Origin of the sequence: Streptomyces sp. NBC_01381 (assembly GCF_026340305.1) — a bacterium.
In the GTDB taxonomy this organism is placed as follows: domain Bacteria; phylum Actinomycetota; class Actinomycetes; order Streptomycetales; family Streptomycetaceae; genus Streptomyces.
Map to the genome: position 1 here is coordinate 856,380 of NZ_JAPEPI010000002.1, position 19,552 is coordinate 875,931.

22 protein-coding genes are annotated in these 19,552 nt (G+C 69.5%); 13 read left to right on the plus strand and 9 right to left on the minus strand.

The window, feature by feature from the left end; translation table 11 throughout:
* Positions 1 to 5 precede the first annotated feature (5 nt).
* On the minus strand, positions 6 to 446 hold the full coding sequence (gene mce, locus OG453_RS25660; protein ID WP_249587713.1) for a methylmalonyl-CoA epimerase: 441 nt from the start codon (positions 444 to 446) through the stop codon (positions 6 to 8).
* Positions 447 to 581: 135 nt separating this feature from the next.
* Between mce and OG453_RS25665 the strand changes: the two genes are divergently transcribed.
* On the plus strand, positions 582 to 1,784 hold the full coding sequence (locus OG453_RS25665; protein ID WP_266870837.1) for an acetyl-CoA C-acetyltransferase: 1,203 nt from the start codon (positions 582 to 584) through the stop codon (positions 1,782 to 1,784).
* A gap of 51 nt (positions 1,785 to 1,835) precedes the next feature.
* Positions 1,836 to 2,792 carry a methylmalonyl Co-A mutase-associated GTPase MeaB gene (gene meaB / locus OG453_RS25670; protein ID WP_135330224.1) on the plus strand — a complete coding sequence of 319 codons (957 nt, stop codon included), beginning with the start codon at positions 1,836 to 1,838 and terminating at the stop codon, positions 2,790 to 2,792.
* A gap of 279 nt (positions 2,793 to 3,071) precedes the next feature.
* Here meaB and OG453_RS25675 read toward each other — a convergent pair whose 3' ends face one another.
* Positions 3,072 to 3,755, minus strand: a complete 684-nt coding sequence (locus OG453_RS25675) for a PepSY domain-containing protein (protein ID WP_266870838.1) — start codon at positions 3,753 to 3,755, stop codon at positions 3,072 to 3,074.
* Positions 3,756 to 3,890: 135 nt separating this feature from the next.
* Between OG453_RS25675 and OG453_RS25680 the strand changes: the two genes are divergently transcribed.
* Together OG453_RS25680 and OG453_RS25685 are read left to right on the plus strand one after the other, a co-directional pair.
* Entirely contained in the window at positions 3,891 to 4,574 is a 684-nt protein-coding gene (locus tag OG453_RS25680) for a response regulator transcription factor (RefSeq protein WP_266870839.1), read from the plus strand.
* Entirely contained in the window at positions 4,571 to 6,007 is a 1,437-nt protein-coding gene (locus OG453_RS25685; RefSeq protein WP_266870840.1) for a HAMP domain-containing sensor histidine kinase, read from the plus strand. Before OG453_RS25680 ends, OG453_RS25685 begins: the two co-directional genes overlap by 4 nt.
* 3 nt (positions 6,008 to 6,010) lie before the next feature.
* On the opposite strand, the gene OG453_RS25690 is transcribed toward OG453_RS25685, so the two are convergent.
* The 4 genes from OG453_RS25690 to OG453_RS25705 form a co-directional block, all read right to left on the minus strand.
* Complete coding sequence (locus OG453_RS25690; protein ID WP_266870842.1) at positions 6,011 to 6,487, minus strand: MarR family winged helix-turn-helix transcriptional regulator; 477 nt, start codon at positions 6,485 to 6,487, stop codon at positions 6,011 to 6,013.
* 120 nt (positions 6,488 to 6,607) lie between these two features.
* Positions 6,608 to 7,405, minus strand: coding sequence for an AIM24 family protein (locus OG453_RS25695; RefSeq protein WP_266873127.1), 798 nt, complete (start codon positions 7,403 to 7,405; stop codon positions 6,608 to 6,610).
* An 8-nt stretch (positions 7,406 to 7,413) separates the two neighbouring features.
* Positions 7,414 to 8,064 carry an AIM24 family protein gene (locus tag OG453_RS25700; protein ID WP_266870843.1) on the minus strand — a complete coding sequence of 217 codons (651 nt, stop codon included), beginning with the start codon at positions 8,062 to 8,064 and terminating at the stop codon, positions 7,414 to 7,416.
* 1 nt (position 8,065) lies between these two features.
* On the minus strand, positions 8,066 to 8,704 hold the full coding sequence (locus OG453_RS25705) for an AIM24 family protein (protein ID WP_266870844.1): 639 nt from the start codon (positions 8,702 to 8,704) through the stop codon (positions 8,066 to 8,068).
* Between the two features lie 165 nt (positions 8,705 to 8,869).
* Between OG453_RS25705 and OG453_RS25710 the strand changes: the two genes are divergently transcribed.
* The 6 genes from OG453_RS25710 (at position 8,870) to OG453_RS25735 (ending at position 12,796) form a co-directional block, all read left to right on the plus strand.
* Positions 8,870 to 9,214: a DUF3817 domain-containing protein gene (locus tag OG453_RS25710; RefSeq protein ID WP_266870845.1), complete on the plus strand. Its 345-nt coding sequence runs from the start codon at positions 8,870 to 8,872 to the stop codon at positions 9,212 to 9,214.
* A complete protein-coding gene (locus tag OG453_RS25715; protein ID WP_135330232.1) occupies positions 9,211 to 9,504 on the plus strand; it encodes an MTH1187 family thiamine-binding protein in 294 nt (97 codons plus the stop codon). Before OG453_RS25710 ends, OG453_RS25715 begins: the two co-directional genes overlap by 4 nt.
* 183 nt (positions 9,505 to 9,687) lie before the next feature.
* Positions 9,688 to 10,386, plus strand: a complete 699-nt coding sequence (locus tag OG453_RS25720) for a hypothetical protein (RefSeq protein WP_266870846.1) — start codon at positions 9,688 to 9,690, stop codon at positions 10,384 to 10,386.
* A complete protein-coding gene (locus OG453_RS25725; protein WP_266870847.1) occupies positions 10,383 to 11,066 on the plus strand; it encodes a DUF4166 domain-containing protein in 684 nt (227 codons plus the stop codon). The genes OG453_RS25720 and OG453_RS25725 overlap by 4 nt, the downstream gene beginning before the upstream one ends.
* Positions 11,063 to 11,692, plus strand: coding sequence for a TetR/AcrR family transcriptional regulator (locus OG453_RS25730; protein ID WP_266870848.1), 630 nt, complete (start codon positions 11,063 to 11,065; stop codon positions 11,690 to 11,692). The genes OG453_RS25725 and OG453_RS25730 overlap by 4 nt, the downstream gene beginning before the upstream one ends.
* Before the next feature lie 780 nt (positions 11,693 to 12,472).
* Complete coding sequence (locus OG453_RS25735) at positions 12,473 to 12,796, plus strand: hypothetical protein (RefSeq protein WP_266870850.1); 324 nt, start codon at positions 12,473 to 12,475, stop codon at positions 12,794 to 12,796.
* A 223-nt stretch (positions 12,797 to 13,019) separates the two neighbouring features.
* On the opposite strand, the gene OG453_RS25740 is transcribed toward OG453_RS25735, so the two are convergent.
* Genes OG453_RS25740 through OG453_RS25750 form a run of 3 tightly spaced genes read right to left on the minus strand, consistent with a single transcriptional unit; the run spans position 13,020 to position 15,919 of the window.
* Complete coding sequence (locus OG453_RS25740; protein WP_266870851.1) at positions 13,020 to 13,556, minus strand: cupin domain-containing protein; 537 nt, start codon at positions 13,554 to 13,556, stop codon at positions 13,020 to 13,022.
* Positions 13,553 to 14,770: a cytochrome P450 gene (locus OG453_RS25745; protein ID WP_266870852.1), complete on the minus strand. Its 1,218-nt coding sequence runs from the start codon at positions 14,768 to 14,770 to the stop codon at positions 13,553 to 13,555. Before OG453_RS25745 ends, OG453_RS25740 begins: the two co-directional genes overlap by 4 nt.
* 60 nt (positions 14,771 to 14,830) lie before the next feature.
* Entirely contained in the window at positions 14,831 to 15,919 is a 1,089-nt protein-coding gene (locus tag OG453_RS25750; RefSeq protein WP_266870853.1) for a type III polyketide synthase, read from the minus strand.
* A gap of 189 nt (positions 15,920 to 16,108) precedes the next feature.
* Between OG453_RS25750 and OG453_RS25755 the strand changes: the two genes are divergently transcribed.
* The 3 genes from OG453_RS25755 (at position 16,109) to OG453_RS25760 (ending at position 19,551) form a co-directional block, all read left to right on the plus strand.
* On the plus strand, positions 16,109 to 17,353 hold the full coding sequence (locus OG453_RS25755; RefSeq protein WP_266870854.1) for a cytochrome P450: 1,245 nt from the start codon (positions 16,109 to 16,111) through the stop codon (positions 17,351 to 17,353).
* Positions 17,350 to 17,562, plus strand: coding sequence for an acyl-CoA carboxylase epsilon subunit (locus tag OG453_RS45370; RefSeq protein WP_353962303.1), 213 nt, complete (start codon positions 17,350 to 17,352; stop codon positions 17,560 to 17,562). Before OG453_RS25755 ends, OG453_RS45370 begins: the two co-directional genes overlap by 4 nt.
* Positions 17,563 to 17,736: 174 nt before the next feature.
* Positions 17,737 to 19,551: a cellulose synthase catalytic subunit gene (locus tag OG453_RS25760; protein WP_266870855.1), complete on the plus strand. Its 1,815-nt coding sequence runs from the start codon at positions 17,737 to 17,739 to the stop codon at positions 19,549 to 19,551.
* Position 19,552: the final 1 nt, after the last annotated feature.

A 19,552-nucleotide genomic window follows, 5' to 3' on the forward strand; every position in this document is an offset into this window, starting at 1 on the left:
GGAGGTCAGTGCTCCGGTGACTCCTGAGCTGCCGAGGTGACGAGTTCGGTCAGCACGCCGTGGCAGTCCTTGGGGTGCAGGAAGGTGATGCGCGACCCCATCGACCCGATCCGGGGCTCCTGATAAAGGACTCGTACGCCCTTGTCCTTGATGGCCGCGGCGTCGCCGTCCACGTCAGCGGTGCCGAAGGCGATGTGGTGCACACCCTCGCCGTTCTTGGCCAGCCACTTGCCCACGGCGGAGTCGTCGCGGGTGGGTTCGAGGAGTTGCAGGTAGGAAGCCCCGCCGTCACTCGTCTCATTGATCTTGAGCATGGCCTCGCGTACGCCCTGCTCTTCGTTGACTTCGGTGTGGAAGACCGTGAAGCCGTAAGTCTCCCGGTAGAACTCGACGGTCTTGTCGAGGTCGAAACAGGCGATCCCGATGTGATCGATTCGCGTCAGCATGGTTTAAGTGCAGCCCTTCCGGCGGCGATTACGCAACGTGCGCGCGATCACACCCAGGCCCCGATGACGCACGCCGTACCGCTCAGTACATTCAAGTAAACCCTCATTAACCTCTCCTCCCAAGGGGCCGTTCACATGTCTGGAACGACCGGTACCACCTCAGTGATCGTCGCGGGCGCGCGCACGCCCATGGGCCGCCTGCTCGGCTCCCTGAAGTCCTTCTCCGGCGCCGACCTGGGCGGCTTCGCCATCAAGGCCGCGCTCGACCGGGCCGGCATCGGCGGCGACCAGGTTCAGTACGTGATCATGGGCCAGGTGCTCACCGCCGGGGCAGGGCAGATCCCGGCACGGCAGGCCGCCGTCAAGGCGGGCATCCCCATGAACGTCCCCGCACTCACCGTCAACAAGGTGTGTCTCTCCGGGCTCGACGCGATCGCGCTCGCCGACCAGCTGATCCGCGCCGGCGAGTTCGACATCGTCGTCGCCGGCGGCCAGGAGTCGATGACCAACGCGCCGCACCTGCTCCCCAAGTCCCGCGAGGGCTACAAGTACGGCGCGATCGAGATGCTCGACTCGATGGCGTACGACGGTCTGACCGACTCCTTCGAGAACATCGCCATGGGCGAGTCCACGGAGAAGCACAACACCCGCCTGGGCATCGCACGCCCCGAGCAGGACGCGATCGCCGCCGCCTCCCACCAGCGTGCCGCGGCCGCCCAGAAGAACGGCATCTTCGAGGCCGAGATCACCCCGGTCGAGATCCCGCAGCGCAAGGGCGACCCGGTCCTCTTCGCCAAGGACGAGGGCATCCGCGCCGAGACGACCACCGAGTCCCTGGGCAAGCTGCGCCCCGCCTTCGCCAAGGACGGCACGATCACCGCGGGCACGTCCTCGCAGATCTCCGACGGCGCGGCCGCGGTCGTGGTCATGTCCAAGGCCAAGGCCGAGGAGCTTGGCCTTGACTGGATCGCCGAGATCGGGGCGCACGGCAACGTGGCCGGCCCGGACAACTCGCTCCAGTCGCAGCCGTCCAACGCCATCCAGCACGCCCTGAAGAAGGAGGGCCTGGCGGTCGAGGACCTGGACCTGATCGAGATCAACGAGGCCTTCGCCGCGGTCGCGGTGCAGTCAATGAAGGACCTCGGGGTGTCCTCGGAAAAGGTGAACGTCAACGGCGGGGCCATTGCTCTGGGTCACCCGATCGGGATGTCCGGCGCGCGGGTCGTGCTGCACCTCGCCCTGGAGCTGAAGCGGCGCGGCGGCGGCGTGGGCGCTGCGGCGCTGTGCGGTGGCGGTGGCCAGGGCGACGCGCTGATCGTGAAGGTGGCGAAGGCCTGACGCGTTGCCGCGTGCACACCTTCCCTACGTCTTGGAACGGAGCTGTCTGACATGCAGGACGTCCCCTCCCTGGTGGCGCAGGCCCGCGAGGGCAGGCCGCGGGCCGTGGCCCGGCTGATCTCACTGGTCGAGGGGGCGTCACCGCAGCTCCGTGAGGTCATGGCGGCGCTGGCTCCGCTGGCGGGCCATGCGTACGTGGTGGGCCTCACCGGTTCGCCCGGTGTCGGCAAGTCGACTTCGACGTCGGCGCTGGTGTCGGCGTACCGGCGGGCGGGGAAGCGGGTCGGCGTCCTGGCCGTCGACCCTTCCTCCCCCTTCTCCGGGGGCGCCCTGCTCGGCGACCGGGTCCGCATGTCGGAGCACGCGTCCGACCCCGGCGTCTACATCCGCTCGATGGCGACGCGGGGCCACCTCGGCGGCCTCGCGTGGTCGGCACCGCAGGCGATCCGCGTCCTGGACGCGGCGGGCTGCGACGTGATCCTGGTCGAGACGGTGGGCGTCGGCCAGTCCGAGGTGGAGATCGCCTCGCAGGCGGACACGTCGGTGGTGCTTCTGGCGCCCGGCATGGGCGACGGAATCCAGGCGGCGAAGGCCGGAATCCTGGAGATCGGCGATGTGTACGTCGTGAACAAGGCGGACCGTGATGGCGCGGACGCGACGGCGCGCGAGCTGAACCACATGCTGGGCCTCGGGGAGTCCCGCGGCGCGGGGGATTGGCGCCCGCCCATCGTGAAGACGGTGGCCGCGCGGGGCGAGGGGATCGACGAGGTCGTCGAGGCCCTGGAGAAGCACCGGGCGTGGATGGAGGAGCGGGGCGTCCTCGCGGAGCGCCGGGCGGCGCGGGCCGCCCGTGAGGTGGAGACCATCGCGGTGACGGCCCTGCGGGAGCGGATCGCGGATCTGCACGGCGACCGGCGTCTCTCGGCGCTGGCGGAGCGGATCGTCGCGGGCGAGCTGGATCCCTATGCGGCGGCGGACGAGCTGGTCGCGGGGCTGACTTCGGGCTGAGGGTGCTGGCGCGGGCGCCCGGCTGACCTTGGGCTGGTCCCGCGGTGCCCGCAGGGCGGGCTGGGGCTGCCCCTGAGCCGGGCGGGTGCCGGGGGTTTCCCCGCTCCGCGGTCGGTCTCCCACCCACCCGCCCGATCCCCTGCGGGGTAATCGGGTGGGCGGGCGGGAAAGGTCCGCCGCGGAGCGGCGGCTTGGTGCCCGGCGCCAAGGAGCACGAAACGGGGCCCGCCCTCCGGGGGAGAGAGCGCGGGCCCCGTGGTTCAAGCGGCAGGTACGACGTCAGTCGTCCTGGCCGTCGCGGTCGTCGTGCGCCGAGTCGTCGCTGTCGTCGCTGTCGTCGCTGTCGTCGTGGTCGGCGCTGTCGCCGCGGTCAGGGGTCACCGCGGCCGACCGCAGGTCCACGTGCCAGTCCGACTCAACCCCGCCGGAGGCGACCGTCTCCGCGTCCCAGGCGGTAGCCGCACCGTCGTCATCCAGGTCCACGGACGTCACCGTGCCCTTGGCCGCCGCGGCCTTCGCCGCGTCCTCGGCCGTGGTGGAGGCGCCCTTCAGGACGGCGGCCACCCGCTCGGCGTCGCCGTCCTCGTCCCGCTCGGTGTGCGAGCCGAGCACCTTGCCGGTGCCGGGGTCGACCTGGACGCTGTGCCAGCTGCCGTCCTTGCCGACCAGGTCGACGTCCCAGTACAGGCTGCCGCCGTCCTCGTCGTCCAGCTCCGCGGAGACCGCCGTACCGGACTGCTTGGCCAGCGCCGCCTTGATCGCGTCGGCGGCCGTCACCTTCGCGACCTTCACCTCGGTCTTGTTCTCCGTGGCGTCGTCCTGCCCGTCGTCGTCCTTGACCTGGACGCTGGACTGCTTGGCGGCGGTCGACTCGTCGTCGCCGGTGACGGCCATCGCTGTCGCCGTGCCGCCTCCGATCAGGGCCACGGCGGCGACGGTGGCGATGACGATGTTGCGCTTCATGAGGGTTCCTCCCGAGTCGGTCCGACCGTTCAGCGGCCGTTCGCTTTCGACGAGGAACAATCTGGCTGAGTGATGCTGAAGCCAGCCTGAAGGTGCCTGAAGAACTCTTCAGGTTCGCTCTGGGACCCTGAGCGCATGCGTTTGTTGATCGTGGAGGACGAGAAGCGGCTTGCCCTGTCGCTCGCCAAGGGCCTGACCGCCGAGGGCTACGCCGTCGACGTCGTCCACGACGGCGTCGACGGACTGCACCGCGCGAGCGAGGGAACGTACGACCTGGTCATCCTCGACATCATGCTCCCGGGCATGAACGGCTACCGCGTCTGCGCCACCCTGCGCGCGGCCGGTCACGACGTACCGATCCTGATGCTCACCGCGAAGGACGGCGAGTACGACGAGGCCGAGGGGCTCGACACGGGCGCCGACGACTACCTCACCAAGCCCTTCTCGTACGTCGTGCTCGTGGCCCGCGTGAAGGCGCTGCTGCGCCGCCGCGGCAACGCGGGCCCGTCCCCGGTCCACACCCTCGGAGACCTGAAGGTCGACACCGCCGCGCGCCGCGTCTTCCGCGGTGGCGACGGCAACGACGACGGCGATGAAGTGACGCTCACCGCAAAGGAGTTCGCCGTCCTGGAGCAGCTCGTCCTGCGCCGGGGCGAGGTGGTCTCCAAGGGCGAGATCCTGGAGCATGTCTGGGACTTCGCGTACGAGGGCGACCCCAACATCGTCGAGGTGTACGTGAGTGCCCTGCGGCGCAAGCTGGGGGCGCGGCTGATCAAGACGGTGCGCGGCGCCGGCTACCGCCTGGAGGCCCCCCGATGAGCCGCTTGTTCAGTTCGGTCCGGGCCAGAGCCACCCTCGGCGCGAGCCTCGTCGTCGCGGTCGCGCTGGTCGCGGCGGGCGCCGCCGTGCTGCTCTCGCTGCGGTTCAGTCTCATCGGCGAGGCGGAGTCCGACGCGGATTCGGCGGCCCGGCGACTGGCCTCGCAGATCACCGCCGACATCGCGTACGACAAGCTGGATCTGCCCGAGGGCGAGGACAACCCCGTGCAGATCGTCGACGCCGACGGCCGACTGGTCGCGGCCAGCGAGGACCTGGAGCGCATCAGCGGCACGGGCACCGCCGCGGTCAAGCCCGAGCAGGCGTCCCCCGCGCCCGGCGGCGACGATGACGATGACGACGACAGCGCGGAGGAAGCGCTCGAACGCGGTGAGCTGTCCGACGACAAGAAGTTCACCGACGGCTCGGCGACCGTCGACGGCGAGACGGAGGACTACCGCTTCGCCGAGGTCGAGGTGAGCGTCGAGAAGAAGGGCGATCTCACCGTTTACGCGGGCGGCTCGCTGGAGTCCCAACAGAGCGCGATGTCAACGGCGTTGACATCCCTGCTCATCGGCTTCCCGCTGCTGCTCGCCGTGATCGCCGCGGTGACCTGGCTGGTCACGCGGCGCGCCCTGCGCCCGGTGGACGCGATCCGCTCCGAGATGGCGGCGATCACTGCCTCGGAGGACCTCGCGCGGCGTGTGCCCGAGCCGGACACGCATGACGAGGTCGCCCGCCTGGCCCGGACCACGAACGAGACGCTCGCCGCCCTGCAGGCGTCGGTGGAACGCCAGCGCCGCTTCGTCGCCGACGCCTCGCACGAACTGCGCAGCCCCATCGCGTCCTTGCGCACCCAGCTCGAAGTGGGCGCGGCACACCCGGAGTTGCTGGATGTGGACGGCGCCGTCGAGGACACCGTGCGCCTTCAGGAGCTGGCCGCCGACCTGCTCCTGCTCGCCCGCCTGGACGCCGGGGAGAAGCCCGGCGCGACGCGGGTGGACCTGGCGGCCCTCGCCCGCGAGGAGCTGTCCCAGCGGACGAGGGACCGCGTCGAGGTGCGGACTGACCTGTCGGGCGCCGAAGTCGCCGGATCGCGCGGCCAGTTGGCGCGCGTGCTCGGCAACCTCGTGAACAACGCGCAGCGCCACGCCCGTACCCACGTCACGGTCGCCACCCGTGCCGAAGGGGCCTGGGCGGTCCTCGCGGTCTCAGACGACGGGGCCGGTGTGCCGGAGAGCGAGCGCGAGCACGTCTTCGAGCGCTTCGTACGGCTCGACGACGCACGCACCCGTGATGACGGCGGGGCCGGTCTGGGCCTCGCCATCGCGCGGGACGTGGCCGAACGGCACGGCGGCACGCTCACGGTCCAGGAGGCTCCCGGCGGGGGAGCGCTCTTCGAACTCAGGGTGCCCCTCGCGCCGCGGTCCGGCTGAGCGTCAGGGCTTGCCCCGTTGCGCGCGCAAGTGCTCCGCGATCGGGGTCAGTGCCTTGTGGAGCTCGCCGAGCGCCTCGGGCGAGATCAGATCGATGAAGTGCCGGCGGACCGAGGTCACGTGGTGCGGGGCGACCTTCTTCATGGTCTCCATGCCCTCGTCCGTGAGCACGGTGTAGAGGCCGCGCCGGTCGGACTCACAGTTCTCCCGGCGGACCAGGCCCGCGTTCTCCATGCGGGTGATCTGATGGGACAGGCGGCTCTTGGACTGCAGCGTGGCGGCCGCGAGATCGCTCATACGCATCCGCTTCTCGTCCGACTCGGAGAGATGCACGAGGATGTCGTAGTCGTTCATGGTCAGGTTGAACGGCTGGAGGTCTTTCTCGAGCTGGTATGTCAGCATCCTGTTGACCTCCACGTGGGTGCGCCAGGCGCACTGTTCCTCGTTGGTCAGCCACTGCGGGGCCGTATCGGTCTCCATGAAATCGATTCTACCTAAGAAGTTGAAAGGTGAACGAATGGGGGTGTGTGACACGCGCCTCTCACCCTCCATGTCACGGAGGGGCACAGACGTTCGTCGTCACACTCCGCAGACTACCGCTCACAGGCCGAAGCGACGCTGGAGGTCCCCCAGTTGTCCGGGAAGGCGTGGTTGTCCCGGCTGCTGTCCGTGTTGACCGGGTGCACCCCCGGCGCCCGGCACCCCCGCCTGTTGCGGCACCGCACCCGTCGCCTGGTCTGCCATGAGCATCTCCGAGGACTGCAGCAGCACCGTCCCCGCCCCCACGAACTCGAACTGGTGCTCCTCGCCCGAGGTCCCGCCGATCCCGGTCAGTGCCCGCACGCCCCCGATGACCCCCGTCAGGTATCCGTGGTCGTAGTGATGGCAGGGCGAAGGGCAGTCCGCCCAGCCCACGAGGGCCTGCGGATCGACGCGGATCGGCGGCTCCATGAACACCACAGGACCGTTCGACGCGGCCACGAACTTTCCGGATCCGATCAGGGTCAGGAAGCCCGGAACGATTGATTGCTTCAGGGCGAGAGTTGGCTGAAAAGCGAGGAGGTTGCCCGAGCGAATGGTCAGGTTGCCGTCCTCGAGGTCGTACGAATTCACATCGAAGGCCCGGTCGGCGAGGAGCATCTTGCCCTGGCCCTCCGCCACGACCCAGTCGCTCGCGTGCAGGGGCGAATGGAAACTCGTGCGCACCAGGCGGTCCAGGCGGCCGTGCCCGATGCCGTTGAAGTCGATCGACCCGTAGTAGGCGATCATCTTCCCCTTCTGCAGGAACCACTGGCTCCCCTTGAGCTCCACGCAGAACGTGTACGCGTTCACGCTGTCGTCGCTCGGCAGCGTCATCGGGTCGAACACCGTGTTCCCGGGGGGTCCGCCCGCGGGCATTGAGGGGGTCACAGCTTCTCCTCCGACGCCTGGACGAACACCGCACCGCTCCCTGACAGCTCCAGCTGGAACGCCTCGCCCGAGCCCCGCCCCACCATGTCGCGCCAGCCGAGCGCCGTGGAGAGTTTGTTGCGCACGTCGCCGTGGTGCGCCACATAGGCCTGCGGGTCCACGTGCACCGGGCGCTGCGGGGTGATCGGCACCTCGATGACCCCGCCGTGCGCCATGACGGCGACCGCGCCCTGTCCTTTGAGGGTGGTCGTGAACAGTCCCTGCCCGGTGACCTGGCCGCGCACCATGCCCATCACGCCGCCCTGCGAGCCCATGAACATCGTGCCCTGCTGGAGCGTGCCGTCGAAGGCGAGCAGCCGGTCCGCCTCCACATAGAGGGTGTCTCCGGAGAGGGCGATCACCTGGATGTGATGCCCGCCGTGCCCGAAGAGGACGGTGCCGCTGCCCTCGACGGTCATCAGAGGCGTCGCCTCATTGGCGACCCTGCGCCCGATCATGGACGCGAGGCCGCCCTGCCCGCCCTGGATGTTGGGCGTGAAGGAGACGTCCCCCTTGTAGGCGAGCATGGCGCCGCGCTGGCTGAACAGCTTCTGGCCCGGCAGGACCGTCGCCTCGACCACCTTCGAGTTGATCTCTCGGAAGGGCATGTCAGACGTCCCCCGCCATCGTGGTCCGCTCGCTGGGCTGGACGTAGACCAGACCGTCGCCCTCGAAGCGGATCTGGAAGGCCTCGCCGCCGCCCTCGCCCATGAACGTACGGAACGTGACTCCCGACTGGAGGTTCTGGCGGAGGTTTCCCTGGTGGGCGATGTACGCCCCGGGATCCACGGTCAGGGGGTACTGCTGACTGACGCGCAGGACCACCGCGGGGCCGTCGGACATGATCGCCGCCTGGCCGGTGCCTTCCACCGTCGTGGTGAACAGGCCGTTGCCCTGTGAGGCGCCGCGCAGCCCGGTGAAGCTGGTGCCCGTGTGCAGGCCCGCGTCGGTGCAGAGCAGGTTGCTCGACTCGACGAAGAGCTTCTCGCCGCGCAGCTCCACGAGGTTGATCTCCGTGGCGCGGTCGGCGAACCAGCAGGTGCCGTGCCCCTTCACCTCCATCACCGTCATCTGCTCGCCGGTGAGGCGGCGGGTCACCATGCCCCGTATGCCCTCGCCGCCGCCGGACATCTTTTTGAAGGCCATCTGGCCGTCGTACGCGACCATCGAGCCGTTCTTCGCCTTGACGGCGTCGCCGGACATGTCCACGGCGAGCACCCTGCTGCCTTGCAGTCGGAACGTTGCCACGTATCGACGGTAGCCGTCGGATATGCGCTCGGAACAGGGCAACGGCCCCTGAGCGAACCCCGAGAACACCCCGATGTCACAATGGGGGTCGCTTGTGCGTGCATTCACAAGATCGCGGCGAGCGGCCCGCCCCTCACCCCCTCCGTCCTCCCCCGAAGGTGATCCGTGGACATCAAGACCGCATCCGCACTCCGCCGCCTCCGTCTGGTCTCGGCCCCCGAAGCCGTCTCCTTCCTGCTGCTGCTCGTCTGCTCGGTGCTCAAGCGGACCACGGACTTCAACGCCGTGCCGGCCATGGGCATGATCCACGGCGTGCTCTTCGTCCTCTACGTGCTCTTCTGGCTCGACGCCTGGAACCGCACGAAGTGGAACGGGAAGACGGCCGCCCTCTACTTCGTCCTCTCCGTCCTGCCGACCGGCGGCTTCTTCGCCGAGCGCAAGCTGAAGCGTGAGGCCGAGGCCGCCGTGATCGCGTCGCGCGCCCGCCGCGAGGGGGTCGTCGGCGCATGATCGTCGCCTTCTCCGTGACGCCGCTCGGCGTCGGCGAGGACGTGGGTGAGTACGTCGCCGACGCGGTCCGCGTCGTCCGCGAATCGGGACTGCCCAACCGGACGGACGCGATGTTCACCTCCGTCGAGGGGGAGTGGGACGAAGTGATGGACGTCGTCAAGCGTGCCGTCGCGGCGGTCGAGGCGCGTGCGCCGCGCGTCTCCGTCGTCATGAAGGCGGACATCCGCCCCGGGGTGACGGACGGCATGACGTCGAAGGTCGAGACGGTGGAGCGCCACCTTTCGCAGTGACGCCCCGAGACTTCTGAGAGCCCCCGCCGGCAACGGCGGGGGCTTTCTTGTGTCTCGGCGGTCGACCTTGTGTCTCCGTGGTCGACCCGACGGACTTGAGCGACTGCTCAAATCCCCGTACGGTCTGTTTGAGCAGTCGCTCAAACATGCCGAACGTGCATGCACTGACTTGGGGGATACGCCGTGAGCCTGTACGTCGAAGCGCACATAGCCGCCGGCCTCGACGAGCTCTGGGCGCGTACGCAGGAGCCCTCACAGCACCAGCGCTGGGACCTGCGCTTCACCGAGATCGACTACCTGCCGCAGGTCGCGGGGGAGCCGCAGCACTTCCGGTACGGCACGCGCGTACTGCCCTTCCTCACCATCGCGGGCACCGGGATCTCCGCGGGCGAGAAGCGCCGCCCCGACGGCACCAGGACGTCGGCGCTGCGGTTCGCATCCCAGCATCCGCTGTCGCTGCTCCAGGAGGGCTCGGGCTACTGGCGCTACGTACCCGCCCCGGACGGCGGCGTCCGCTTCCTCACCGGGTACGACTACCGGCCGCGCTGGGGCCGCTTCGGTGTCTGTGCCGACCGGGCCCTCTTCCGGCCGCTGATGGGCTGGGCCACGGCGTGGTCCTTCGACCGGCTGCGGCTGTGGCTGGAGCGGGGGATCACCCCCGAGCGGCAGCTGCTGCACGCGCTCGGCGAGGCCGCCTTCCGGGCCGGCTGTGTGCTCGCGGCGGTGCTCGCCGCGCCGGTCGTGGCCCTTGCGGTGCTGGCGCTCGCGTTCCTCGTGCCGCCGCTGCCCGTGACGCCGGCGGCGCGCCGGTGCCTTCGTACGCCACCGCCACGCACGCGTGCACCCCGCATTCTGACCACCCTCCAGGAGCAGCCGTCATGACGCCGTCGATCTTCCGCACCGTGCTCGGCCCCGACTTCGACCGGCTGCACCCGCAGCTCCAGCGCCGCTTCTCCGTGGGCCTCGCGAGCGGTGAGGCGTGCACGGGCCGAGGGATGATGGACCGCATCTGGCACGGCAGGGGCTTCGTGAAGCCCTTCCTGGTCGTCGGCGGCACCCGCAACATCCTCGTCCCGAGGGTGGGCCGGAACGTCCCCTTCACCATCGAGAACGTGCCGTACGCCGACTCGTTCGGCCGTGAGACGGTGACCTTCGTGCGCACCTTCGACCTGCCGGGCCGCTCCCGGCGCTTCGACGCCCAGATGGTCCTCGCACCGAGCCGGGACCGGATCCTCGACTACTTGGGAACCCACCAGCACCTCGCGAGCGACCTCCACCCCCGGGTGGAGCCGGACGGCTCGCTGCTCATCCGCTCCGGAGAGCACCGCTTCCGGGAGGGGCCGGTGGACGTCCGCGTTCCTGGGCTGATCGGCGGTGACGCCGAGGTCCGGGAGTCCTTCGACGACAGGACGGGCCGCTTCCGTATCCAAGTCCGGGTGGTGAACCGGCACTTCGGGCCGCTCTTCGGGTACGAGGGCTCCTTCACGGCCACGTACGCCGATGTCCGCGCCTGCGGTGTACGGGCGGGCCTTCGGCCTGTCCGCGAGGAGGCGCGGGCGTGAGCGCCGACACCAAGACGAAGCTGCTCGAGGGCACCTTGCGCACCCTCATCGAACAGGGCATCGCCAAGACGTCGGCGCGCACGATCGCGGCTGCCGCCGGGGTGAATCAGGCGCTGGTCTTCTATCACTTCGGGTCGGTGGACGAGTTGCTGGCGGCGGCGTGCAGGCACGGTTCGGAGCAGCGGGTGTCCCGCTACCGGGACCGCCTGGCGGCGGTGTCCTCCCTGTCCGAACTCCTTGAGTTCGGGAGGCAGATGCACGAGGAGGAGCGGGCGGCCGGTCATGTCGCCGTCCTCGGCCAGCTCCTGGCGGGGGCTCAGACGCAGCCCCGTCTTGCCCCCGCCACGGCGGCGGGCCTGGCCCTCTGGATCGAAGAGATCGAGAAGGTCCTGACCCGGGTCCTCTCGACAACTCCCCTGGGGGAGTTCGCCGATCCGTCCGGTCTTGCCAAGGCGCTGGCGGCGTCCTTCGTAGGGATCGAGCTGTACGAAGGTGTGGATGCCGATGGGGCGAACAGGGCGCTGGATGCTCTGGAGCAACTGTCCCTCCTGGTGACGGCAGTTGAGGACCTGGGCCCACTGGCCCAGCGTGCGGTCCGCCACCGCCTCCGCCGGGCGCGGCCCTGACGCGGCCCTGCACGCACTCCGTAGCCACGGGCGCCCCGAGGGGGCACCGCCGCCCGATCCGCGCCGCTGGAAGATCCTCGCGGTCATCGGCCTCACCCAGGGCTCATGGTCGTCCTCGACGCCACCATCGTGAACATCGCCCTGCCCTCCGCACTGGGCGGCGCCGCGGCCACCTTCGAGGTCCTGGTGACGGCCCGCGCCCTGCAAGGCGTGTTCGCGGCCCTCCTTGTACCCGCTGCCCTCGCCCTGCTCACCACGACATTCGTCGGCCCCGAACGCGGCAGGGCGTTCGGCGTGTTCGGGGCCATCGCCGCCTCGGGGGGCTCACCGGCGGCGCACTGCTGCTCAGGAGGCGGCGGCCCACCGCTCCTCCCAGGCTCGATCTGCCCGGCACCGCACTGGCCTCGTCCGGGGTCTTCTGCATGGTGTTCGGCCTCGCGGAAGCCGGCGACCACGGCTGGACGTCCCCGGACAGCTGCGGCTTCCTCACGGCCGCCGCCGTGCTGATCGCCGCGTTCGTGTGGTGGCAGGGCAGGGCCCGGCATCCACTGCTGCCCCTGCGTATCGTGCTCGACCGCGTCCGGGGGACGGCTCTGGCGGCCGTGTTCATCACCGGCATGGGAATGTTCGGCGTCTTCTTGTTCCTCACGTACTACCTGCAGCACACCCGCGGATACAGCCCCGCCAAGACAGGTCTGGCCTTCATGCCCATGTCCGGATCCATGGTGCTCAGTGCGATCGGCAGCGGCACGGGCCTGTTCCGCAGACTCGGCGGCCGGCATGGCATGGATGACCGACCTCTCGCCGGACAGCGCGTACGTCGTCGACATCGTGCCGGCCCAGGTCGCGACCGGCCTCGGCACCGCGCTCATGAGCACCCTCGCCGCCGGCTCCGCAGCCGCCTACCTGGCGGGCAGGCGGCCCACGCCCGACGTCGAGGCTCGGGCCGCCCTGGCGAGCTATCACACCGTCTTCACGGCATCGGCGGTCATCTTCGTCGCCGGCGTCGTCCTGACGTTCCTCATGCTTCCCGGCGGCCTGTCCGTGGAGCGCGCCCATGGCGCACACCCCGGCCGCCGTCCCTCAGGGGCAGCTCGCGATTGAGCTGCGGATCCGGTCGCCGGTCGACGCGTGCTTCACCTTGCACTTGTTGCCGTCGTTGCCGAACACCTGGCCTCCGCCGCGCTGGTACGTGCCGGGTCGAGTCGCCGTTGCGGGGGTAGAGGTTGTTGACCTCTTGACGGTGCACCGCAGTGGGCCGGGTCTCCCGAGCATGAGAATGGCGTGAGGGTGCCCTGGTGGTATTGGGATGAGGGTGCCCTGGTGGTCAGGACAGGCCGTGGCGCAGCGGAGTGAGCTGCTCGATGTCGTAGCGGGCCCGCAGTTCTTGGATCGCCGCCGGGTCCGGTGGGTCGCCGGTGTCGAGCAGGGTGAGGAGATCCTCGAAGTACCGCTCGTGATCCGGTGGTGGCGAGGCCTGGAAGAACATGCGGGCCGGTTCGCCCGTGGGGTTCGCGAAGGCGTGCGGGCAGCCGGGCGGAACCACGATGACGGTTCCGGGAGTCGCACGGACGACCCGGCGGCCGTCGAGTGCCCGCCAGTGCCGCCAGTCGTCCCCGGTGCGGACGCGCGGCTCGAACGCCATCACGTCGAGTTCGCCTTCGAGGACGTAGAACAGCTCCTCGCTGCGCGTGTGCAGGTGCGCCCCGACGTCGAAGCCGGGCGGTACGACGACCTCGAAGCTGGAGCTCACCCGGGAGTGCTCCCCGGTGACCTTGAACGTGACCTGCTGGGCGGCGGTGATCAGGGTCCGGCCGTGGCCAGGGGGGACGAGCAGTCCAGGGCGGGCGAGGTGCGCGGTCATGACCAGGTCACGGGGAGCCCCTCGGGCCCTCGGATGAGTGCTCCGGGGCGCCAGCGCAGTTCGTCCGGGGGGACGGTGAACCGCAGCTCCGTGAAGCGGTCGAGCACCGCGTCCATGAGCAGTTCGGACTCCAGGCGGGCCAGCACGGCGCCGGGGCAGTAGTGCGGTCCGTACCCGAAGGAGACGTGCGGGTTGGGGCAGCGGTCGAGCCGCAGCTCGTCGGGGTCGGGGAAGATCTCCGCGTCGCGGTTGGCGGCGAGGTAGGAGACGTAGACCGCTTCACCCGCGCGGATGCGGTGGCCGGCGATCGTGACGTCTTCGAGGGCGATCCGGGAGAGCCCGACGGCGTTGCGGTGCGGGATGTAGCGCAGGAGTTCGTTGAGCGCCGAGGGCCGCAGCTCGGGTGTGTTCCGCAGCCGCTCGAGCAGGTCGGGCCGGGTGAGCAGGATGTAGACCATGTTGCCCACGTTGTTGGTGACGGCCTCGCCACCGATCTGGATGAGCAGGGCAAGGCCGGTGGCTTCCTCTTCGGTGACCTCTCCGTTTTCGACGGCCTTGACGAGGAGCCCGATGACGTTGTCACCGCCCGTTCCGCGCCCCTCGCGCAGGCGTTGACCGAGGTAGGCCAGCATGTCCGTCTTGGCCTGCTCGCTGCGTTGCGCGCCTTTGGCCGAGGAAAGGATCAGGGTGGTCCACGTGTGCACCGTGGGACGGTCGGCCTCCGGAATGCCCATCAGCTCGCATACGACGGCGAGGGGGAAGGGTGCGAGCAGGCGCTCGGTCAGGTCCGCGGGCGGTCCGTCGCTCAGCATCCCGTCGACGAGTTCGCCGAGAATCGCCCGCGCCCGCGTACGAAGGCGCTCCACACCGCCGGCGGTGAAGGCTCCGGCGACGGCGCGACGCAGTCGTGTGTGGTCGGGTGGGTCCTCGAAGCCGACCGCGCCGGGGGCGGGGATGAAATGGGGGGCCAGACGGGTGACATCGTGCTCGGCGACCAGCTTGCGGCTGAACCGCGGGTCGTTGGTCACCATCCGCACGTCGTCGTACCGGCAGACGAGCCAGGCCCACCCGCTTCCGTTGGGAAGCTTGATGCGGGTCACCGGCCCCTCCCGCATCAGTCCGGCGAGGACGGGGTCGAAGTCCACCCCGTCCAGGTCCAGGGCGGGCCACTGCGTGATGGGTGGCTTCGAGGTGTCGGGGCCGTCCCTCAGCATCGTTCCGATTCCTCCGTGACGCGGTCTCTCGCCTGAGTGGTCTCGCCTGAGTGGTCTCGCCTAAGCGGTGTCTCGCCCCGTGGTCCAGTTGCCCAGTGCGACCTCGGCGGTGATGCCCGGGCCGAACCCCGCCAGGAGACCTCGCGCGGTGTCGAAGGTGCCGTTCTCGTCGAAGAGCCGGCGCAACGCGTCCAGGACGACGGCGCTCGCGATGTTGCCGTACTCGGTCAGTGTGGCCCGGCTGAAGCGGAATGCTTCGGATGCCACACCGAGGTACTTGCTGAGGTCGTCGAGGATGCGCGGGCCACCGGCATGGATGATGTAGAAATCCAAGGCGGCGGCGTCCCAACCATGGGCGTGGGCCAGCTGCTTCAGCACCGGGGCGAGCGGCTCCATGGTGCCGGGAACGCGTCGGTCGAGCCTGAAGTGGAACCCGGTGGCCTTGACTTCGTACGCGATCCAGTCCTCCGTCCGGGGAATGATGTACGAGCCGTTGCGCCGCAGTTCGATGCCGGTGCCGCCGCGGCCCCGGACGACGGCGGCAGCCACGCCGTCACCGAACAGGCCGTTCGAGAGGAGATTCCCCACCTCCAAGTCGCTCGGCTGATAGCACAGGGAGCAGAACTCACAGGCGACTATCAGGGCGTTCGCCTCCGGGTAGGCGGTGCAGAAGTCATGCGCGCGGTTGACCGCCGCTCCGCCCGCCGCGCACCCCAGCTGGGCGATGGGCAACTGCCTCGTGTCGGTGCGGAACCCCATCGTGTTGATCAGCCACGCGGTCAGCGACGGCATCATGAAGCCGGTGCACGACACGTAGACGATCAGGTCTATGTCCACCGGGCGCATTTCCGCGTCGGCCAGCGCCTGACGCACCACCGCCGGCACCCGTGCCTTGGCCTCGGCTTCGTACACGGCGTTGCGCTGTTCGAAGCCGGGGTGCGCGAGGGTCTCCTCGATGGGGCGCACCAAGTGCCGCTTCGCGACGCCGGTGTTCTCGATCAGCCGCAGAGCCAGTTCGAGCTGCGGATGGTCCGGATGAACGTACCGGGCCAGGTCGAGGGTCTGCTCCATGGTGATCACGTACTCGGGCACGGACACCGTCGGTCTGCACAGAGTCGCCACAGTGGCTCTCCCTTCCTGTTTCGACAAAGCCTCACGGACCCGTGCGCAATGCGCGCGCGGGACTGATCCGCCGGTGGCTAGGGGCCATTCCGGTGACGCTGGGCGAGGCGGAAGGCGGATCGAGCGGCGAGAGGGAAGGCATGCCACAGCCGATATCCGGCGGAATCGACCGCTGGGAGCGACAGGAAAGCTGACATCGAAACAGGGAGATGAACCATGACGTCAGAGCCGCGCACGGTCCTCGGGCCGCAGACGGAGCCGGCTTCGGACGAGACGGTCCACTGCTGGGGCCTTGACGACTTGGAGGGTCTCGAGTTCGACCCCTTCCTCAGCGACCGGCTGCGGCACGAGCAGGCCACTCGGATCCAGTTGCCGTTCGGCGAGGGCAGCGCCTGGCTGATGGCGCGCTACTCCCACGTCAAGGCGGCGACGACCGACCCGCGCTTCAGCAGAGAGGAGCTGGTCGGGCGTACGGTCACCAGTTCCTCCCCGCACGCGATCGCCTCCCGGCAGGCGTCCCTCGACTACGCCGACCCGCCACGCCTGAATGACATGCGCCGCGTGGTGGCGCGAGCGTTCACCGCCAAGAGCATGCAGAAGCTCAGGCCCTCCGTGCAGGCCACCGCCGACAGCCTGCTCGACGCGATGGAGCGGCACGGCTCACCGGCGGACCTCGTGGAGCACCTGCACGGCCCCTTCCCGCTCGCGGCCGTCGCCGACCTGCTGGGAATGGACCAGGACATGCGGGAGGGCATGACGTCCTGGGCGAACCTGATCACGACTCCCGGCCCGGCCCCCGAGCGGAGCGGCGACGCCAGGACGACCGTCCGTGAGTGCGTCGTCAGTCTGCTCGCCCGGCGTCGCGAGGAGCCGAGGGACGACCTGGCCGGGGTCCTCGCCGCGGCCTCCGACGCCGGTGAGATCACGGAGCCGGAGGCCATCTCCCTGGCCACCGCCATCCTGGTGAGTGGCGCACACGCCGTACGCAACAACAGCGCCAACATGGTCTACGCCCTGCTCACCCATCCGCGGCAGCTGGAACGGCTGCGCGCCGAACCGGACATGATGCCGCAGGCCGTCGACGAGCTGCTGCGCTACATCCCGCACCGCAGCGGAGTGGGCCTCCCGCGGATCGCCTCGCAGGACGTCGAGATCGCCGGTGTCGTGGTCCGGGCCGGTGAGGCGGTCTACTCCTCGTACCTCGCGGCCAATCGCGACCCCGAGGCCTTCCCGAACCCCGACACGCTCGACTTCGACCGGGGGCCCATCGCCCACATGGCCTTCGGGAACGGCCCCCACCACTGCGTGGGCTCGATGCTGGCCCGGATGGAATCCGAGATCATCATCGCCACGCTGCTCGACCGCTACCCCGCACTCGCGCTCGCGGTGCCGCCCGAGCGGATCGAGTGGCAGACGGGTGGCCTGATCCGAGGGCCCAAGACCCTGCCGGTGTCCTGGTGATACGCCGCCACACGATCAAGGTCGTCGGAGGCAGCCCGAACCACTTGGAGCTGGCTGCCCTCACCGCGGTCTTCATCGCGCTGATACGCGGTGCCCACACCCTGCGCGCCCCGCACTCCGCCGGTGCCCATCGCGCCTGGTGGGATCAGAAACCGCCGTATGTCCCCGCGCACTCCTGGCGCTCCAGGCAGGCGCCCCCTCCGCGCTGACACTCCACAGCAGGAGCGGGCCCGCTCCGCAACCCCGGTGAAACCGCTCGCCCCAAAACCGCTCACACGGACGAGTCCGGTTCGACACCCGGCGAAAACTCCCTTTTCGTATGGGTATTGGCTCGTTCGCATCAGAACCTGCCATCGCCAGATCATCGAAGACCTGGAGGCGCTGTGCGGTCGGAGGGCTACAACTACGAAACCCACAGCACGATCGCCGGCCCACTCACCGAGCCGGACGGCGACGGCTGCTATCGGGTGCAGTACACCAAGCTCCTCTCCGGCGAGCCGCACCGAATACGAGCCGTCCTCCTCATGACGCTCGCCCCCGTCCTCACCGGCCTCCTCCTCGTCTATCTCGTCTGGCCGACCCACTGGACGGAACGCGAGGGCGCCGACAGCTGGCTCATCGGCCTCGACATCACGATGCTCGTGGCGATCGGGCTCATCGAGCTCTTCATGCTCGTCAATGTCATATCGATCGCCCACGCGACGATGGTGGCGAGAGACCCGATACCCGTCGTTCCCGAGCCGGGCACGCGGGTCGCCTTCCTCACCACGTACGTCCCCGGCAAGGAACCCCTGGCCATGGTCCGCGCCACCCTCGAGGGCGCGACCCGCATACGTCATGACGGACCGCTCGACATATGGCTCCTGGACGAGGGCGACGACGACGAGGCCAAGGCCCTCTGCGCGGAGCTCGGCGTCCGGCACTTCACCCGCAACGGCGTGCCCGAGTGGAACCGCGAGCAGGGCGTCCACAAGGCCCGCACCAAGCACGGCAACTACAACGCCTGGCTCGCGATGCACGGCGGCGGCTACGACTTCTTCGCCTCCGTGGACACCGACCACGTCCCGCTCCCCAACTTCCTTGAGCGGATGATGGGTTACTTCCGGGACGAAGATGTCGCGTTCGTCGTCGGGCCTCAGGTCTACGGGAATTACGACACCCCCGTCACCAAAGCCGCCGAGTCGCAGCAGTTCCTCTTCCACGCGCTGATCCAGCGCGCCGGCAACCGCTACCGCGCCCCCATGTTCGTCGGCACCAACAACGTCGTACGGATCAAGGCGCTCCTGCAGATCGGCGGTCTCTACGACTCGATCACCGAGGACATGGCGACCGGCTTCGAGCTGCACCGCCACAAGAACCCCGCCACCCGGCGGCACTGGCGGTCCGTCTACACCCCGGACGTGCTCGCCGTCGGCGAGGGGCCCGCCTTCTGGACGGACTTCTTCACCCAGCAGATGCGCTGGTCGCGCGGGACGTACGAGACGCTGTTCAAGCAGTACTGGAAGGCGCCGTTCACGATGCCGCCCGGCCGGCTGTTCTCGTACACGATGATGCTCGTCTACTACCCGATGACGGCCGTCAACTGGCTGCTCGGCGTGCTGAGTTGTGTTCTCTTCCTGTGGTTCGGGGCGTCCGGTACGCAGGTCGCCGCGTCCGTGTGGCTGATGCTCTACAGCGACGCGGCCGCGCTCCAGGTCGGGCTCTACCTCTGGAACCGGCGGCACAACGTCTCCCCGCACGAGCCGGAGGGTTCCGGAGGCCTGGCCGGCATGGCGATGTCCGCGCTCTCCGCGCCCATCTACGCCAAGTCGCTCGGCGCCGCCCTCCTGCGCCGCCCGAGCCGCTTCGTGGTCACCCCCAAGGGCGGCGGCGCGAGCCCGGACCGGGTGCTCACCTTCCGCATCCATCTCTTCTGGGCGGCCCTGCTCGCCACCTCGCTGGCCGCCTCGTTCGTGCTCGGCCACACCCATGTGGCGATGCGCACCTGGGCCGTCCTTGCGATGGCCATCTCGCTCGCCCCGATCACGATCTGGGCCTTCACGCTGATCAAGGAGCGCAAGGGGCGCAAGGCAGGCGCCGAGGCCCGGCAGCAGGCGCGCCGCCTCGGAGCCAAGGACACGGAAGGCCTGGTCGCCACGGGCTCGGACGGCGATCCGGAGCCGGCATTCGCCACCGGTACGACGACAGGAGGGAACTGAC

Excerpts from the sequence above, each read along its gene's own strand:
- mce (WP_249587713.1), bottom strand. The coding sequence starts at position 446 with ATGCTGACGCGAATCGATCACATCGGGATCGCCTGTTTCGACCTCGAC.
- OG453_RS25665 (WP_266870837.1), top strand. The coding sequence starts at position 582 with ATGTCTGGAACGACCGGTACCACCTCAGTGATCGTCGCGGGCGCGCGC.
- meaB (WP_135330224.1), top strand. The coding sequence starts at position 1,836 with ATGCAGGACGTCCCCTCCCTGGTGGCGCAGGCCCGCGAGGGCAGGCCG.
- OG453_RS25675 (WP_266870838.1), bottom strand. The coding sequence starts at position 3,755 with ATGAAGCGCAACATCGTCATCGCCACCGTCGCCGCCGTGGCCCTGATC.
- OG453_RS25680 (WP_266870839.1), top strand. The coding sequence starts at position 3,891 with ATGCGTTTGTTGATCGTGGAGGACGAGAAGCGGCTTGCCCTGTCGCTC.
- OG453_RS25685 (WP_266870840.1), top strand. The coding sequence starts at position 4,571 with ATGAGCCGCTTGTTCAGTTCGGTCCGGGCCAGAGCCACCCTCGGCGCG.
- OG453_RS25690 (WP_266870842.1), bottom strand. The coding sequence starts at position 6,487 with ATGGAGACCGATACGGCCCCGCAGTGGCTGACCAACGAGGAACAGTGC.
- OG453_RS25695 (WP_266873127.1), bottom strand. The coding sequence starts at position 7,405 with ATGCCCGCGGGCGGACCCCCCGGGAACACGGTGTTCGACCCGATGACG.
- OG453_RS25700 (WP_266870843.1), bottom strand. The coding sequence starts at position 8,064 with ATGCCCTTCCGAGAGATCAACTCGAAGGTGGTCGAGGCGACGGTCCTG.
- OG453_RS25715 (WP_135330232.1), top strand. The coding sequence starts at position 9,211 with ATGATCGTCGCCTTCTCCGTGACGCCGCTCGGCGTCGGCGAGGACGTG.
- OG453_RS25725 (WP_266870847.1), top strand. The coding sequence starts at position 10,383 with ATGACGCCGTCGATCTTCCGCACCGTGCTCGGCCCCGACTTCGACCGG.
- OG453_RS25735 (WP_266870850.1), top strand. The coding sequence starts at position 12,473 with ATGGCATGGATGACCGACCTCTCGCCGGACAGCGCGTACGTCGTCGAC.
- OG453_RS25740 (WP_266870851.1), bottom strand. The coding sequence starts at position 13,556 with ATGACCGCGCACCTCGCCCGCCCTGGACTGCTCGTCCCCCCTGGCCAC.
- OG453_RS25745 (WP_266870852.1), bottom strand. The coding sequence starts at position 14,770 with ATGCTGAGGGACGGCCCCGACACCTCGAAGCCACCCATCACGCAGTGG.
- OG453_RS25755 (WP_266870854.1), top strand. The coding sequence starts at position 16,109 with ATGACGTCAGAGCCGCGCACGGTCCTCGGGCCGCAGACGGAGCCGGCT.